Below are 14,416 nucleotides of genomic sequence, written 5' to 3'. Positions count from 1 at the left end.
TGAACAATAAGGAAAAAGTGATGAGTTTGCTTCCGGTTATGGTCATCTTCGGACTGTCGTTTCCGCCGGTGTTTTTCGAGCTGCTGGTGTCGCTGGCGCTGTTTTTTCTCTTGCGCCGCCTGCTGCAGCCGACGGGGATTTACGATTTTGTCTGGCATCCGGCGCTGTTTAATACCGCGCTGTATTGCTGCTTGTTTTATCTGATTTCGTGTCTTTTTGTTTGAGGTCGCTGTGAAAAATTTTTCGATAAAAATAACCCGAATCGCGATCACTTTGATTCTTGTGCTGCTGGGCATTGCCGCGGTATTCAAGGCCTGGGTGTTCTACACCGAGTCGCCGTGGACGCGTGACGCCAAGTTTACCGCCGACGTGGTGGCGATCGCGCCGGACGTCAGCGGCCTGCTGACCGACGTGCCGGTGGTGGACAACCAACTGGTCAAGAAAGGCCAGGTGCTGTTCGTGGTCGATCGGCCGCGTTATGAGCAGGCCTTGGCGGAAGCCGGCGCCGACGTCGCCTACTATCAGACGCTGGCGGCGGAAAAACGGCGTGAGGCCGGCCGCCGCGTGAAGTTGGGCGTGCAGGCGATGTCGCAGGAAGAGATTGACCAGTCGAACAACTCGCTGCAGACCGTGCAGCACCAGCTGGCGAAGGCCATTGCGGCTCGCGAGCTGGCGCAGTTGGATCTGGAGCGCACCACGGTGCGCGCCCCGGCCGATGGCTGGATCACCAACCTCAACGTACACGCCGGTGAATACATCACCCGCGGGTCGGTCGCGGTGGCGCTGGTGAAGAAAGATTCCTTCTACATCCTGGCGTACCTGGAAGAGACCAAGCTGAACGGCCTGAATAAGGGCGATCGCGCGGAGATTACCCCGCTCGGCAGCAACCGCATCATGCACGGCACCGTCGATAGCGTGGCGGCGGCGGTGAACAACAGCAGCAGCACGGTGAACAACAAAGGGTTGGCCTCGATCGACAGCAACCTGGAGTGGGTGCGCCTGGCGCAGCGCGTGCCGGTGAAGATCCTGCTGGACGCCAAGGACCAACAGCATCCGTACCCGGCCGGCACCACCGCCACCGTGGTGATCGTCGGCAAGAACGATCGCAATGCCGACAGCGGCTCGCCTTTTGTGCGCCTGATGCACCGGCTGCGTGAGTTCGGCTAATGAGCAGCCCAACCTTTATCCGGCTGAGATTTGCCTTCAAACTCAGCTTCGCGATTGTGTTTGCGCTGTTCGTCGGCTTCCATCTTAATCTGGAAACCCCGCGCTGGTCGGCGATGACCGCCGCCATCGTCGCCGCCGGCCCGGCCTTTGCCGCCGGCGGTGAACCCTTCTCCGGCGCCATTCGCCATCGCGGCTGGCTGCGCATCATCGGCACCTTTATCGGCTGCTTCGTCGGCCTGCTCATCATCATCACCACCGCCCGCGCGCCGGTAGTGATGCTGATGCTGTGCTGCATGTGGGCCGGTTTCTGCACCTGGCTCTCTTCGCTTATCAAGGTGGAGAACTCCTACGCCTGGGGGCTGGCCGGCTATACCGCGCTGATCATCATCGTGACGGTCGCCACCAGCGAGGCCCACCTGCTGGAAGCGCCGCAGTTCGCCATTGAGCGTTGCAGCGAGATCGTGCTGGGGATCGTCAGCGCCGTGTTGGCCGATCTGCTGTTTTCGCCGCGTTCGATCAAGCAGGACATCGATCGGGCGGTGGATAAGCTGCTGGTGGATCAATACCGCCTGATGCAGATGTGCATCAGCCATGCCGATAAAGAGGACATCGACCGCGCCTGGAGCAATCTGGTGAAGAGCACCACGGCGCTGGACGGCATGCGCAACAACCTGATGATGGAATCCTCGCGCTGGCAGAAGGTCAACCGACGGGTGAAAGCGCTGCATACCCTGTCGCTGACGCTGATCACCCAGGCCTGTGAAACCTATCTGATCTTGTTGAATCACCCGCAGGCGCTGAAAGAGAGTTTGCGGGAACAGCTGATGGTTCCGGCGGAGACCCCGCAGGAGATCCACAAGCGCATGAAGCTGTTGCGTCAGGTGCTGACCACGCATCGCTCCGAGGAAACGCTGCCGACCATCACCGGCTGGGTCGGCGCGGCGACGCGCTACCTGCTGCTGTCGAAAGGCGTGCACACCAACTGCAGCATCAGCGCGGTGGAAGAGGGCGTCTTGAGCAACGAAACCGTGGTCAAGCCGACCTCGGCGGAAGGGCATCACGCGATGATCAACGGTCTGCGCACCTTTGTGGCGACGGCCTTCGGCTGCCTGCTGTGGCTGTGGACCGGCTGGACGTCCGGCAGCGGTTTTATGGTGATCATTGCGGTGATCACCTCGCTGGCGATGCGCACCCCGGCGCCGCGCATGGTGGCGATGGATTTCGTGCTGGGCATGCTGGCGGCAATCCCGGTCGGTTCTCTGTTCTTCATGGTGATCCTGCCGGCGACCCAGCAGAGCATTTTGCTGCTGTGTCTCAGCCTTGGCCTGCTGGCGTTTTTCATCGGCATCGAGGTGCAGAAGCGGCGGCTCGGTTCGCTGGGGCTGTTGGCGGGGACCATCAACATTCTGGTGCTGAGCAACCCGATGGAGTTCAACGTGACCCAGTTTCTTGACGGGGCGCTGGGCCAGTTCCTCGGCAGCTGCGTCGGGCTGATGGTGCTGCTGCTGATCCGCGATAATTCGCGCGAACGCACCGGCCGCACGTTGCTCAACCAGTTCGTCAGCAGCGCGGTGTCGGCGCTGACCACCAAGGCGGCGCGCCGTCGGCAAAACCACCTGCCCGCGCTGTATCAGCAGCTTAATCAGCTGCTGATGATGTTCCCGAACGACATCGCCAAGTATCGTCTGGCGCTGAACCTGATCATCGCCCACCAGCGCATGCAGCGAGCGGAAATTCCGGCCAGCGAAGAGCTGTCGGCCTTCCACCGCCAGATCCGCAGCACCGCCGATCGGGTGGTCTCCGCCAAGAACGACGTCAAGCGCGCCTACTACTACGATCGCTTGCTGGGCGAAATGAACGAGTACCAACAGAAGCTGGTCGACAATCAGGCGCCGCTCAGCGTCACCGGGCCGGTGAAACGCCTGGCCGACATGCTGCACCGCTATCGCCACGCCTTGATCGATTGATGCGTTCCCTCCTGTTGCGCCGCGCTGTGCGGCGCCTTCCCTGACTATACTGTAAGCAGTCGTTGTTCGGCGGGCCGTCTCAGAGCAGGCGGCTCGTTTTCAGAGAGACTCCGAGTGCCAGAACGGCTGGAAAGTGGCATCATTGACATGAATGGATGAAACCCTCACCGCCGCGAAAACGCAACGTGTCGGTCATCTTAGTTTCATCCAGGTCGACTATATACCTAACTAGCCTGGGGGAGCTGCGGCGCCTCCGGCGGCATAATTTCAGGGAATGTCATGAACAAGCGGATTCTGTTGGCGATTGTCATCGCCGTGGTCATCGCCGTCTTCAGCGCGTTGCGCGGCAACGAGCACCGTGCGATCGGCGGCAATGCGACGGTGGTGCAAGCGCCGGCAGGGCAGCAACAGAGCATCGATCGGCTCACGCAGCAGCAAACGGTGGTGAGTTACCTGCAGCAGCATCAGCGGCTGCCGGATTATTACATCACCAAGAAGCAGGCGCGCGAGCAGGGCTGGGACCCGCGTTCAGGCAACCTCTGTTCGGTATTGCCGGGCAAGGCGATTGGCGGCGATCGATTTTCTAACCGTGAAGGGCAACTGCCGAGCGCCGGCGGCCGGGTCTGGCGTGAAGCGGACATCAATTACCAGTGTGGCCGGCGCGGCGCCGATCGCCTGCTGTATTCGAGCGACGGTCTGATCTTCGTCTCGCGTGACCATTACAAAAACTTCATTCGTGTGGAGTGAGTTTGATGGCAAAAGTAGAGTTTGATTTTGAGCAGATCCAGGATGTGCCGGCCTTCTACCGCGATTTCGCGCATAAGTTTGCGCTGGACGAGGGGTTTGGCGCCAACCTCGACGCGCTGTGGGACGTGGTGACCGGCGATATCGGTCTGCCGGTGGAAATCGAGTTCACCCACCTCAATGCCCGCAGTAAACGTCGTTTTGGCGCGATCATTCTGCTGTTTGAAGAAGCGGAAGAAGAGCTGGAAGGCAGCCTGCGTTTCAATATCCGCGAAAGCAGCGGTGAACCGGCGCATCACCGGGGATGAAACGGGTTCATCCCGGGATGGCGGCGGCGTTTAGTCAGCCGCTTCGGCCAGCTCGCGCAGGTATTGGAAGATCTGGCGGTAAGCCTTAGGCGGCTTGTTGGCGGCCTTCTCTTTCTGCGCATTGCGCACCAGTGAACGCAGCTGTTGACGATCGGCGGCCGGATACAGATCCAGGATCGACGGAATGACGTCATCGCCTTCTTCCACCAGGCGGTCGCGCAGCGCTTCCAGCTTATGGAACAGCGAAACCTGTTGGTTGTGGCGGTTTTTCAGCTTGTCGAGCGCGGTCTGGATCGGCTCGATATCGCGGGCGCGCAGCATCTTGCCGATCAGCTGCAGCTGACGGCGACGGCCTTCTTTCTTGATCTTCTGCGCCAGCTCGATGGCGGCGCGCAAATCTTCGTCCAACGGAATGCGATCCAGCGCGTTTTTGCCCAGATCGACCATTTCGGCCCCCAGGTCTTTCAGCGCTTCGGCATCACGTTTAATTTCACTTTTACTGACCCAGATAATCTCGTCATCGTCCTCGTTTTCATTCTCCGGGACATCGTCGAGCCAGTCTTCAGGCTGTTTGTTCATGGTAGGCTCCGTTAAAAAGAGGCTAATCCTAACAGGTTGCCGGCTTTATGCGAAATTCAACGCGGTTCCTGTTAGACTCAACGGCAGAGATCTCAGGATTTTTGCGCGCCGCCCCGCGTGCACAACTACGCCGCTCCGGCACTTTTCTCAACGATTTTCTGATTAATTATGGCAGATTGATGAAAGTAGTCACTCAAGTTGCAGAACAGCGCAAGGCGCTGGAACAGGCCGTTTCTCAGGCTCTGGAGCTGGCACGCGCCGGTTCCGACGCGGCGGAAGTCGCGGTCACCAAATCGACCGGCATCAGCGTCAGCACCCGCTTCGGCGAGGTGGAAAACGTCGAGTTCAACAGCGATGGCGCGCTGGGCATCACCGTGTATCACCGTCAGCGTAAAGGCAGCGCCTCTTCCACCGATCTCAGCCCGGATGCCATCGCCCGCACCGTACAGGCGGCGCTGGACATCGCGCGTTACACCTCTGAAGATCCCTGCGCCGGCCCGGCGGAGAAAGATTTGTTGGCGTTTGAGGCGCCGGATCTCGATCTGTTCCACCCGACCGAGCTGGACGCCGAGCGCGGCATCGAGCTGGCGGCGCGCGCCGAGCAGGCTTCGCTGGCGGCGGACAAACGCATTACCAACACCGAAGGCGGCAGCTTCAACAGCCACTACGGCATCAAGGTGTTCGGCAACAGCCACGGCATGCTGCAAAGCTACTGTTCCAGCCGTCATTCGCTGTCCAGCTGCGTCATTGCGGAGCAGGACGGCGACATGGAGCGGGATTACGCTTACACCATCGGCCGTGCGATGGGCGATCTGCACAGCCCCGAGTGGGTGGGGCAGGAGTGCGCCCGCCGCACGCTGGCGCGTCTCGCGCCGCGTAAACTGTCGACCATGAAGGCGCCGGTGCTGTTCGCCTCCGAAGTGGCCACCGGGCTGTTCGGCCATCTGGTGGGGGCCATCAGCGGCAGCAGCGTCTACCGCAAATCCACTTTCCTGCTGGACGCGCTCGGTAAGCAGATCCTGCCGTCGTGGCTGACCGTCGAGGAACACCCGCATCTGCTGAAAGGGCTGGCGTCAACGCCGTTCGACAGCGAGGGCGTGCGCACCCAACGGCGCGATATCGTCAAGGATGGCGTGCTGCAAACCTGGCTGATGACCAGCTACTCGGCGCGCAAGCTGGGCCTGCACAGCACCGGCCATGCCGGCGGCATCCATAACTGGCGCATTGCCGGGCAGGGCGCAGACTTCGCCGGCATGCTGAAACAGCTTGGCACCGGCCTGGTGGTCACCGAATTGATGGGCCAGGGCGTCAGCGGCGTCACCGGCGATTATTCTCGCGGCGCCGCCGGTTTTTGGGTGGAAAATGGCGAGATCCAGTACCCGGTCAGCGAGATCACCATCGCCGGCAACCTGAAAGACATGCTGCGCAACATCGTCAGCGTCGGCAGCGATATCGAAACCCGCAGCAATATCCAGTGCGGTTCGGTGCTGCTGCCGGAAATGAAGATCGCCGGCCAGTGATCCTCTGTGCGGTCGGCGTCCGCCGGCCGCGCGTTATCCCGTCTCAACCTTGCTTACAAATCTCCGGTTTCGATTTTGCCCGGCCTTGCCTATGGTAGCGGTGGGTTAACTAAAACAATAACTGGAAGGTGAGCAAACATGCAGAATACCCTGAAAGCGCTGGCGGCGTTGACGCTGCTGGCGGCCAGTTCGCTGGCGGCCGCCGCCGATCTGGGCGACGATATGGACACCCTGGCGGAAAACTACAAAACGGTGCTGAATACCGACTCCGCCGCCACCCTCAAACAGAGCCTGCAGAACATGCGCGCCGCCGCGCAGGATGCCAAGCAGGGCACTCCGCCGAAACTGGAGAGCAAAGCCGCCGACAGCCCGGAGATGAAAGATTTCCGCAGCGGGTTGGATACCCTGATCGGCCAGATCGATCAGGCGCTGGCGCTGGCCAATCAGGGCAAAGTCGCCGAAGCCAAGCAGCTGGCGCAGGGCTTCAAGCAGACCCGCGACGCCAACCACAAGAAATTCCGCTAACCCGTCAACCGTCGCGCCCGTCTTCCGTCAGATAGGAGGAGGGCGCCTGCCCCAGCACGCGGCGAAACATGGTTGAAAACGCCGCGCTGCTGTCATATCCCATCTCCATGGCCACCTGCGTCACGCTGCGCCCTTCGGCCAGCAGCGCCAACGCCAGCACCACGCAGGCGCGCTGACGCCATTGCGAAAAAGGCAGGCCGGTCTGCGCGCGAAAGAAGCGGCTGAAGGTGCGAATGCTCATGTACAGACGAGGGGCCCATTGCTGCGCGGAGTCGTGGGCGTCGGGGTGCTGCAAAAAGGCGCGGCACAGCTCGCCCAGCCGAGGATCGGCGGGCAGCGGGATGTGCAACGGCAAGGGTTGCAGCCGGGCCAGCTCGTGCAGCAGCAGCGTCGCCAGCGCCCCGTCGCGTCCCTCCCGCTCATACTCCAGCGGCATGTCCACCGCCGCCATCAACAGTTGGCGCATCAGCGGGGTGACGCTAACCACCTGGCAAACCTGAGGCTGTTCGGCGGGCAACGCGCCCGGTTCGAGGTACAGACTGCGGGTAGTGACGCCGACCATTCTCACCGCGTGCGGCATCTGTGGCGGCAGCCACACCGCGTGCTGCGGCGGGACGATCCAATTGCCTTGCTGCGTGAAAACGTGCATGACGCCGGTGGCGCCGTACAGCAACTGCGCGCGCCGGTGGCTGTGCATCGGCAGCAAATGCCCCGGCGGATAATCGGTGCCGATGGCGATTACCGCGCGCGCTACGTGGTCGATGTCATCAATGCGGACGTTGCGCATGTGTCCCCTTTGGCGGCAGGTTGGCCGAAACGCAATGATAGTTGGCCTTTCATATAAAGCAAGCCAGCGGCGGTCGCCCTACTATCGGGGCAGAAAAATAACGCTTGTCCGGGGCGCCGTTATTTTATCGGCCATAAAGCCCGCGCAAGTTTTCACACCGGGGTGAGAAGAAGGTTTTCGTTCTCGCAATACAAGAAGTTAATAAGGAATAAATCGTCATTTTATTCCAACACCTGAAGCAATAGTTCTTAGCGCAGTTCAATGACTATAAGGTGATATTTCATGTATAAGTTCGGTGTGATTGGCGGCGGAGCCGCCGGCATCTCTTTTGCGTATAACTTTATAAAAAATAAGTCGGTTAATCATTGCAAAAGGCCGCTTTCCCTGACGGTGTTCGACAAGCAGGGCTTCAAGGGCGGTATGGCATACAGCAGCGATTTTGACAGCCATATATTAAATATGACGCCAGAAAATATGTCGGCGGATATTTTCGACGACGCGCACTTCGTTGATTGGATCGCCATGCATTTCCCGCAGTTTTGCCAGGATCGTTATCCGCCGCGTTGGCTGTATCGGGAATATCTCGATTTTATTCGCGACATGACGATGTATATGGCGGCGGACAGCAACGTGGCGCTGAATTTCGTGACCGCCGAAGTGAATGCCATTGCGCCGCACGAGGCCGGCTATCGGCTGACCACCGCCTGCGGCGCCGCCGAACAGATGAACGCGCTGGTGTTGTGTTCGGGGCATAACCCGCCGGAATGTCTCTATCCGGTGGACGGGGTGATCGCTTATCAGGCCCACCGGGATCTGCCGCCGATCAACCCTTACTCAACCATCGGCGTGATCGGCTGCAGCCTGACGGCGATCGACGCCATCGTTGAACTGATGGAGCGCCTGGGGGCCACCGATATCTGCGCCCTGTCGCGTTCGGGCCTGTTCCCCAGCGTGCAACCGGCGTTGATGCGTCCGCCGCCGGAGGCGTTTGTTGAGGGGCTGCGGCGCTTTGTCGCCGGTAACGATTTTATTGATGCGCATCAGCTGGTGCATGCGGTCAACGCCGCGCTGGCGCGTCACTATCCGGGGCCGGAACGATTGACGGTGCTCTCGGCGCTGGGGGAAAGGCGCGATTGCTACCGCGATCTGGCGGACAGCCTCGACCGGGCGCGCTTTGCCCGGGAGCACATCTGCAGCTACCTGGCGGCGATCCATCCGACGGTGTGCGCCGCCTGGGTCAAAATGGATGCCAACAACCGGCAGATCTTCATGCGCTTTTACAACTCCTCCTGGATGCGCAATCGGCACGCCATGCCGATCAAGAACGCCTACAAGATCGTGGCGGCGTTGGAGAGCCAACGCCTGCGCGCCTGCGGTGGCCTGGCGGATATCAGCAAGGGGGCGGACGGATTTATCCTTCGTTGCCATGAGACGCGGGTGCATGCGCAGTATCTGTTCAACTGCACCACGCCTTCTTATCAACTGCCGCCCAACCGCCTGAGCCATCAACTGCTGCAAGACGGGGTGGTGCAGGAGAACCTGTTCGGCGGCGTGAAGTGCAACCCGCACACGCTGAAAATCGCCGATCGCCGCGGCCGCGAGCAGCATCTCTACTCGCTCGGCGCGCCCGCCAAGGGCGACCTTTTTTACACCTCGGCGATGGAATCCATCACGCGAGATATCAGCAAAATCGTGTTTAACAACCCTATTTTCAACGCAAAGAAGGCTGAAGCATGAAAAACGTAGCGCTCTTTGTCGGCAACGACATTTTCTCCTGGCTGGTGTGTCAGGATCTGATCGCCGCCCTGAAAGGCGAGTGTGCTTTTACGGTGTATTTCCCCCTGGCGAAAAGCGGCGGCCGCGCCCAGGAGCCGGCGGTTCGCCGCCTGGGGCTGTATGAGCGCGAGGTGCTGAACGATTTCGTGTTCCCGTTCGTTGGCCGCAACGCCGCCGCCTGTGAGGGCGCCTATCTGCCGCCGGCCCTGTTCCTGGCCGCCGCCGGGGTCAAAGCGCATCGCGTTCTCGACATCAATGACGCCGCGTTTATCAGCAGCCTGGGTCATATGGACGGGGTGATTTCTTTGCGCTGTTATCAGAAATTTTCCGCCGACTATGTGCGCGCCTTCAGCCGGCGCGGCAAGCTGCTGTGGAACCTGCATCCGGGTGACTTGCCGCGCTATCGCGGGGTGATGACGCTGTTCCGCGCGATGATGAACGGTGACAAGGACTGTGCGGTGACGCTGCATGAAATGGACGAACATTGGGATGCCGGCCCGGTGCTCGCCCGCCTGCCCGCCGAGCTGCGCCACGACCTGTCGTTCCTGGAAAACATGATGTTGCTGGGCGTGCAGAGCGGCACCTTCCTGGCGCGCCAGCTGATGCGGGCGGAACGGAGCGAAGCGATAGCGGCGGAAAAGCAGGGCGATTCGCGCTATTGGGGCTTCCCGGATGCGCAGACGCTGGCGCAGGCGGAACAGGCGGGCATTGAGCTGGTGGATCACGACGCCGTGCGCGAGCAGTATCTGGGGCTGTTTGTCGGCGATCGTTTCCACCCGCTGGCGGGGCAGTTCTGCGCCGGGTTCGACGACTTCGTGCGGGCGCACGGCCATGATTGAAATGTTAATCGTTCTGGGTGCCGGTTTTCTGACCGGCATCACCACCATTCTGTTCGGCTTCGGCGGCGGCTTTGTGGTGGTGCCTTTCGTTTACCATTTGATCTCCGCCTCAGGCGAGCAGCCCGGCCAGGCGATGCATATTGCGGTGGCGACCTCGACGGCGGTGATGATCCTCAACGCAGGGTACGCCACGCTGACCAACTGGCGCAGCGGCAACCTGCTGCGGGAAACCATCGTGCCGCTGATCTTTTTCATCGGCATCGGCGCGGCGCTGGGCGCGTTTGCCTCCTCGCTGCTGGCGGACGGCGTGATCCGCGTGTTGTTCGTGGCCTATATGGCGGTGACCATCGCCGACTGTCTGTTCCGCCGGGGGTTCCTGACCAAACCGGCGCGCGCTGAACTTTCCCCTGCCACGCTGTGGGGCGGCGGGCCGCTGATCGGCGGCATCGCCACACTGCTGGGGGTGGGCGGCAGCGTGATGACCGTGCCGCTGCTGCGCCGCCATGGCTATGACATGAAGTATTGCGTCAGCGCCGCCAACCCGCTGTCGATCCCGGTGGCGGTGATCGGGGCGCTGATGTATATCGTGTTGGGGTGGCGCGAGATGAGCGGGCCGCAGTATCTGGGCTACGTCAATCTGAACATTCTGGGGCTGCTGGTGGTGGCGGGGATTGCGGGGATCGTGTTTGCCAGGCGCTGTTTGCCGAAGGTGAGCGATGCGCTGCATGCCAAAATCTATGTGCTGCTGCTGATCGCCGTGCTGATCGCTATCTGCCTCTGAAACAGAAAGGGCGGCCGGATGCCGCCCTGAGAACCGCTTAACGGTGGTATTCGCCCGCCGCTTCCGGCTGGTACAGCAATTCCAGCACTTCAATCCGCGCTTCTTCACCGTTCGGCAATTGCCAGGAGATCTGCTTGCCGACGTGCATGCCGAGCAGCGCTGCGCCCAGCGGCGCCATCACCGACAGCTGATCGTGGCTGTCTTTCAGCGAGGCCGGGTAAACCAGCGTGCGCACGTGCTCTTCATCGGTGTGCAGATCGCGAAAACGCACGCGGCTGTTCATGGTCACCACGTTGGCCGGCATTTTCTCCGGCGGCAGGATTTCCGCGCGATCCAACTCGTCGTTCAGCGCGGCGGCGACGTCGGTGTTGGCAAAGGCCGGTTGTTCCAATAGCGCATCCAGGCGTTCCGCATCCAGCTCATTAATAGTAATGATGGGTTTGGTCATTCCACTCTCCAGTCAAATCAAAGGGCGCCAGTCTGTGCACCCATAAATTCGGAAAAACAACACAAAGCAACACCCCCGCGCCAGAGGAGCGGGGGTGTGGGTAATGTCGATTTGTCCCATTGATAGTAGGCGGTTGGGGCGAGAAAAGAAAGAGATCCCGATCACGAAGGCTTTTATCGTCAATCGAGGCAAAAAAAACCGTTAGCCGGGTTATGTAATTGTTATCTCATTTACTTTTTCGCCTTAACGCCGTTTTGCGAAATGGATCTCCGCGCGTCATTCGATTTCCACTTCGAACTGGAAAAAACCGGTCTCCACAGAAAATCTTACCGGGGGTAGGGTAAAGACATCACAGAAAGCGGGTTATTCAGGTGATGCGCTTTACGGCTTACTGATTAATGTGGGATCTAGGGGTACTGAAAAGTGAATGATGGATCTGCTTCGATAAAAGAAATTGAACAATCCGATATCAGCGAAGCCGGTGAGATCACCGCTCGGGTGCTGGCGGATATTACCGCGATGCTGAATGCTGAGAATATTTATACCAATGCGGTGCAGCAACAGATGCTGGAATCGCATATTCGCGCCATGGTGCTGCGCTCAATAACCGGTGAGCCGTTGCCGGAGGTGGATAAATCACTGTTCGACGAAATTTCCGCCGAGTCCATGCAAATGGCGGAGCGCGTGGTGGATCAGTTTGGCACATTGCCTATCGAAGAAGCCTATTTGCTTTCAGTGCACTTCGAAGTGGCGAAAGATAATAACGCATAGCGGTTAACGCATCGATTTCAATCAGGAGAATATACCATGGGTCAAATTACCGTAGTGATCGGCGATCGTTTGGGCAAAGGGCAAAAAGTCGGCCAGGGCGTTGAAAACGCAGGCGGAAAAGCGGTGGTTATCCCCGGCGTGGCGGCGGATATGAAGCTGGGCGACGTCATGAAAGCGGAAAACGCGCAGCTGGGCATCTCTTTTTGCGGCAGCGGCGGTGCCGGCGCGATTACCGCGCAAACCAAATACGGCTACAAAGCCAAATACGGCATGCGTTCGGTGGAAGAGGGCGTGACGGCAATTAACGAAGGCTGCAACGTGCTGGGGTTCGGCTTTATGGATAAAGAAGAGCTGGGCCAGAAACTGGTGGAAGCCTACGTCAAAAAACATGGCAACCCATAATGAAAGAGCAATATACCACATCGGTAAAGGTGGAGGGTAAAGGCGACAGCAAAGCGAAAGCTTTTGCTTCCGCCTTGGCTAATGTGCAGGGCGCGGTATTAAAGTCCACCAACAATATTCTGCTGCGCATCGAGCCGCAGGACGTCAGCGTGGTGAAAGCGGAAGAGAAAATAACAAAAGAGAAATTTCTTTTCTTCTTTTTGCCGCGTGAAAGAAAGAGCTATGCCGTTTCTCTGGAAATAACCGTGAACGTAACCATTATCAATACCGAGAAGGTTGTCTTCGTCACGAAATAAAAACGTTAGCATAAATGAAAGGGTATACTGATGTTTTTAATCATCTTATTTAAATCGATTATTATCGGTGGGCTGGTGGGGGTCGGCGTAGGGGCCGGCGCCGCACGCATGTTCCACGCGCCGACAACACAGGGCATGGGGGCGTTTCGCACCCTGGGCGAGCTGAACTCCTGCGAGGGCGATCCGGCTTCCCACTTCTCATTCGGTCTGGGCTTCTTCTTCAACGCCTGGGCGTCTTCCGTGGCGGCGGGCTCCTTCACGCAGGACGTCGATCACCGCATCATCCCGCACTGGGGCGCGGCGGCCCTGATGGTCAAGAACCGCAATCTGGCGCAAACGCTGCACGATCCGAAAAAAATGGCCATCGCCTGCGGCATCATCGGCATGCTGGTGGTGGCTTTCCTCAATACCACCGCTTCCGCCGTGCCTGCCGCGCTGCAGGTCACCGCGATCAAGGTGCTGGTGCCGGCGGCCAACCTGCTGGTGAACACCGTGATGCCGGTGATCTTCTGGCTGGCGGCGATCGACGCCGGGCGCCGTTCCGGCTTCTGGGGCACCATTTTCGGCGGCCTGGCGCAGCTGATCATGGGCAACGCCGTACCGGGCCTGGTGCTGGGCATTCTGATCGGCAAAGGCGTGGAAGAGAGCGGCTGGAACAAAATCACCAAGATCATGATGGCGGTGATCGTGCTGCTGTTCGTGCTGAGCGGCTTCTTCCGCGGCTTCGACATGAAAGTTCTCGAGTCCTTCAGCCTCGGCGTGCCGGGCTGGCTGGACGCCATTCACAACACCCTGAGCGGTAAATAAGGAGCGGGATGATGGAAGAGCAAACCCAAAAAGGCTTCTGGTACGCCGACTGGTCATTCCCGATTTTTGTTGGCCTGCTGTCCTCCGGCGTGTTCGCCGGGACGCACATGTACTACCTGTACGGCATCGGCGCCTTTAACGAAGTGGCGTTCGTTTCCATGCTGCGGGCGGGGATGGATACCGGCGTGTATGGCGCGGTGGCGGCGTTCGGCGCCAGCTTCCTGTTCGCGCGCATCATCGAAGGCTCGCTGGTGGGCATCCTGGATATCGGCGGCGCGATCCAGACCGGCGTCGGGCTGGGCGTACCGGCGCTGCTTTTGGGGGCCGGCATCGTGTTCCCGGTTGCCAACTTTGCCGCTTCGCTGGTCACCGGCCTGATCATCGGTCTGGCGATCGGTTACGTGATCATCCTGGCGCGCAAATTCACCATCAATCAGAGCAACTCCACCTACGGGGCGGACGTGATGATGGGCGCGGGCAACTCCTCGGGCCGCTTCCTCGGGCCGTTGATCATCCTGTCGGCAATGACCGCCTCGATCCCGATCGGCATCGGTTCGCTGCTCGGCGCGCTGCTGTTCTATATCTGGGGTAAACCGATCACCGGCGGAGCGATCCTCGGCGCGATGATCCTGGGGGCGATCTTCCCGGTAGCCATTTCTTAAGAGGCCTGCGCCAGGCGCCGCCCGAGGCTGCGGCGGC

18 protein-coding genes are annotated in these 14,416 nt (G+C 60.0%); 15 read left to right on the top strand and 3 right to left on the bottom strand.

Features of this window, described 5'->3' with window-relative positions; translation table 11 throughout:
- Window positions 1-20: 20 nt before the first annotated feature.
- From aaeX to ACP3TA_RS02860, 5 genes are all read left to right on the top strand, one after another.
- A complete protein-coding gene (aaeX, locus tag ACP3TA_RS02880; RefSeq protein ID WP_004936952.1) occupies window positions 21-224 on the top strand; it encodes a p-hydroxybenzoic acid efflux pump operon protein AaeX in 204 nt (67 codons plus the stop codon).
- 7 nt (window positions 225-231) lie between these two features.
- On the top strand, window positions 232-1,167 hold the full coding sequence (aaeA, locus tag ACP3TA_RS02875; RefSeq protein ID WP_033644462.1) for a p-hydroxybenzoic acid efflux pump subunit AaeA: 936 nt from the start codon (window positions 232-234) through the stop codon (window positions 1,165-1,167).
- Window positions 1,167-3,134, top strand: coding sequence for a p-hydroxybenzoic acid efflux pump subunit AaeB (gene aaeB / locus ACP3TA_RS02870; RefSeq protein ID WP_033644464.1), 1,968 nt, complete (start codon window positions 1,167-1,169; stop codon window positions 3,132-3,134). The genes aaeA and aaeB overlap by 1 nt, the downstream gene beginning before the upstream one ends.
- A 279-nt stretch (window positions 3,135-3,413) precedes the next feature.
- The gene (locus tag ACP3TA_RS02865; protein ID WP_046687882.1) at window positions 3,414-3,881 is read left to right on the top strand and encodes a ribonuclease; all 468 of its coding nucleotides are present in this window, start codon (window positions 3,414-3,416) and stop codon (window positions 3,879-3,881) included.
- A 5-nt stretch (window positions 3,882-3,886) separates the two neighbouring features.
- Window positions 3,887-4,186 carry a barstar family protein gene (locus ACP3TA_RS02860; protein ID WP_033644909.1) on the top strand — a complete coding sequence of 100 codons (300 nt, stop codon included), beginning with the start codon at window positions 3,887-3,889 and terminating at the stop codon, window positions 4,184-4,186.
- A gap of 30 nt (window positions 4,187-4,216) precedes the next feature.
- Here the strand turns inward: ACP3TA_RS02860 and yjgA are convergent, their stop codons facing one another.
- A complete protein-coding gene (gene yjgA / locus ACP3TA_RS02855; RefSeq protein ID WP_004936968.1) occupies window positions 4,217-4,765 on the bottom strand; it encodes a ribosome biogenesis factor YjgA in 549 nt (182 codons plus the stop codon).
- 179 nt (window positions 4,766-4,944) lie between these two features.
- On the opposite strand from yjgA, the gene pmbA reads away from it, so the two are divergent.
- The gene (gene pmbA, locus ACP3TA_RS02850; protein ID WP_042785444.1) at window positions 4,945-6,285 is read left to right on the top strand and encodes a metalloprotease PmbA; all 1,341 of its coding nucleotides are present in this window, start codon (window positions 4,945-4,947) and stop codon (window positions 6,283-6,285) included.
- 138 nt (window positions 6,286-6,423) lie between these two features.
- Window positions 6,424-6,810: a cytochrome b562 gene (gene cybC / locus ACP3TA_RS02845; protein WP_033644470.1), complete on the top strand. Its 387-nt coding sequence runs from the start codon at window positions 6,424-6,426 to the stop codon at window positions 6,808-6,810.
- A 4-nt stretch (window positions 6,811-6,814) separates the two neighbouring features.
- Here the strand turns inward: cybC and ACP3TA_RS02840 are convergent, their stop codons facing one another.
- Entirely contained in the window at window positions 6,815-7,597 is a 783-nt protein-coding gene (locus tag ACP3TA_RS02840; protein ID WP_033644472.1) for an AraC family transcriptional regulator, read from the bottom strand.
- A 282-nt stretch (window positions 7,598-7,879) separates the two neighbouring features.
- Here ACP3TA_RS02840 and ACP3TA_RS02835 point away from each other — a divergent pair, with 282 nt between their 5' ends.
- Genes ACP3TA_RS02835 through ACP3TA_RS02825 form a run of 3 tightly spaced genes read left to right on the top strand, consistent with a single transcriptional unit; the run spans window position 7,880 to window position 10,993 of the window.
- Window positions 7,880-9,334, top strand: a complete 1,455-nt coding sequence (locus ACP3TA_RS02835; protein ID WP_089195224.1) for an FAD/NAD(P)-binding protein — start codon at window positions 7,880-7,882, stop codon at window positions 9,332-9,334.
- Window positions 9,331-10,212: a formyltransferase family protein gene (locus tag ACP3TA_RS02830; RefSeq protein ID WP_206196496.1), complete on the top strand. Its 882-nt coding sequence runs from the start codon at window positions 9,331-9,333 to the stop codon at window positions 10,210-10,212. The genes ACP3TA_RS02835 and ACP3TA_RS02830 overlap by 4 nt, the downstream gene beginning before the upstream one ends.
- Entirely contained in the window at window positions 10,205-10,993 is a 789-nt protein-coding gene (locus tag ACP3TA_RS02825; protein WP_033644477.1) for a sulfite exporter TauE/SafE family protein, read from the top strand. The genes ACP3TA_RS02830 and ACP3TA_RS02825 overlap by 8 nt, the downstream gene beginning before the upstream one ends.
- Window positions 10,994-11,030: 37 nt before the next feature.
- Here the strand turns inward: ACP3TA_RS02825 and rnk are convergent, their stop codons facing one another.
- On the bottom strand, window positions 11,031-11,441 hold the full coding sequence (gene rnk / locus ACP3TA_RS02820) for a nucleoside diphosphate kinase regulator (protein WP_004936993.1): 411 nt from the start codon (window positions 11,439-11,441) through the stop codon (window positions 11,031-11,033).
- 444 nt (window positions 11,442-11,885) lie between these two features.
- Here rnk and ACP3TA_RS02815 point away from each other — a divergent pair, with 444 nt between their 5' ends.
- Genes ACP3TA_RS02815 through ACP3TA_RS02795 form a run of 5 tightly spaced genes read left to right on the top strand, consistent with a single transcriptional unit; the run spans window position 11,886 to window position 14,379 of the window.
- Complete coding sequence (locus ACP3TA_RS02815; RefSeq protein ID WP_089192640.1) at window positions 11,886-12,212, top strand: glycine dehydrogenase; 327 nt, start codon at window positions 11,886-11,888, stop codon at window positions 12,210-12,212.
- A 36-nt stretch (window positions 12,213-12,248) separates the two neighbouring features.
- On the top strand, window positions 12,249-12,614 hold the full coding sequence (locus ACP3TA_RS02810) for a glycine-rich SFCGS family protein (RefSeq protein WP_004937000.1): 366 nt from the start codon (window positions 12,249-12,251) through the stop codon (window positions 12,612-12,614).
- Entirely contained in the window at window positions 12,614-12,910 is a 297-nt protein-coding gene (locus ACP3TA_RS02805) for a DUF4312 family protein (RefSeq protein WP_004937003.1), read from the top strand. Before ACP3TA_RS02810 ends, ACP3TA_RS02805 begins: the two co-directional genes overlap by 1 nt.
- A gap of 30 nt (window positions 12,911-12,940) precedes the next feature.
- A complete protein-coding gene (locus tag ACP3TA_RS02800; RefSeq protein ID WP_004937006.1) occupies window positions 12,941-13,717 on the top strand; it encodes a DUF4311 domain-containing protein in 777 nt (258 codons plus the stop codon).
- A gap of 11 nt (window positions 13,718-13,728) precedes the next feature.
- The gene (locus ACP3TA_RS02795; RefSeq protein WP_197790845.1) at window positions 13,729-14,379 is read left to right on the top strand and encodes a DUF4310 family protein; all 651 of its coding nucleotides are present in this window, start codon (window positions 13,729-13,731) and stop codon (window positions 14,377-14,379) included.
- The last annotated feature ends 37 nt before the right edge of the window (window positions 14,380-14,416 follow it).

Source organism: Serratia sp. 2C06 (assembly GCF_050037615.1).
In the GTDB taxonomy this organism is placed as follows: domain Bacteria; phylum Pseudomonadota; class Gammaproteobacteria; order Enterobacterales; family Enterobacteriaceae; genus Serratia; species Serratia ureilytica.
Note: the sequence above shows the minus strand (reverse complement) of the source record. Positions and strands in the feature narration are given on the sequence as shown.

Coding starts and splice junctions, on each gene's coding strand:
- aaeX (WP_004936952.1), top strand. CDS start 21: ATGAGTTTGCTTCCGGTTATGGTCATCTTCGGACTGTCGTTTCCGCCG.
- aaeB (WP_033644464.1), top strand. CDS start 1,167: ATGAGCAGCCCAACCTTTATCCGGCTGAGATTTGCCTTCAAACTCAGC.
- ACP3TA_RS02865 (WP_046687882.1), top strand. CDS start 3,414: ATGAACAAGCGGATTCTGTTGGCGATTGTCATCGCCGTGGTCATCGCC.
- ACP3TA_RS02860 (WP_033644909.1), top strand. CDS start 3,887: ATGGCAAAAGTAGAGTTTGATTTTGAGCAGATCCAGGATGTGCCGGCC.
- yjgA (WP_004936968.1), bottom strand. CDS start 4,765: ATGAACAAACAGCCTGAAGACTGGCTCGACGATGTCCCGGAGAATGAA.
- pmbA (WP_042785444.1), top strand. CDS start 4,945: ATGAAAGTAGTCACTCAAGTTGCAGAACAGCGCAAGGCGCTGGAACAG.
- cybC (WP_033644470.1), top strand. CDS start 6,424: ATGCAGAATACCCTGAAAGCGCTGGCGGCGTTGACGCTGCTGGCGGCC.
- ACP3TA_RS02840 (WP_033644472.1), bottom strand. CDS start 7,597: ATGCGCAACGTCCGCATTGATGACATCGACCACGTAGCGCGCGCGGTA.
- ACP3TA_RS02835 (WP_089195224.1), top strand. CDS start 7,880: ATGTATAAGTTCGGTGTGATTGGCGGCGGAGCCGCCGGCATCTCTTTT.
- ACP3TA_RS02830 (WP_206196496.1), top strand. CDS start 9,331: ATGAAAAACGTAGCGCTCTTTGTCGGCAACGACATTTTCTCCTGGCTG.
- ACP3TA_RS02825 (WP_033644477.1), top strand. CDS start 10,205: ATGATTGAAATGTTAATCGTTCTGGGTGCCGGTTTTCTGACCGGCATC.
- rnk (WP_004936993.1), bottom strand. CDS start 11,441: ATGACCAAACCCATCATTACTATTAATGAGCTGGATGCGGAACGCCTG.
- ACP3TA_RS02810 (WP_004937000.1), top strand. CDS start 12,249: ATGGGTCAAATTACCGTAGTGATCGGCGATCGTTTGGGCAAAGGGCAA.
- ACP3TA_RS02805 (WP_004937003.1), top strand. CDS start 12,614: ATGAAAGAGCAATATACCACATCGGTAAAGGTGGAGGGTAAAGGCGAC.
- ACP3TA_RS02800 (WP_004937006.1), top strand. CDS start 12,941: ATGTTTTTAATCATCTTATTTAAATCGATTATTATCGGTGGGCTGGTG.
- ACP3TA_RS02795 (WP_197790845.1), top strand. CDS start 13,729: ATGGAAGAGCAAACCCAAAAAGGCTTCTGGTACGCCGACTGGTCATTC.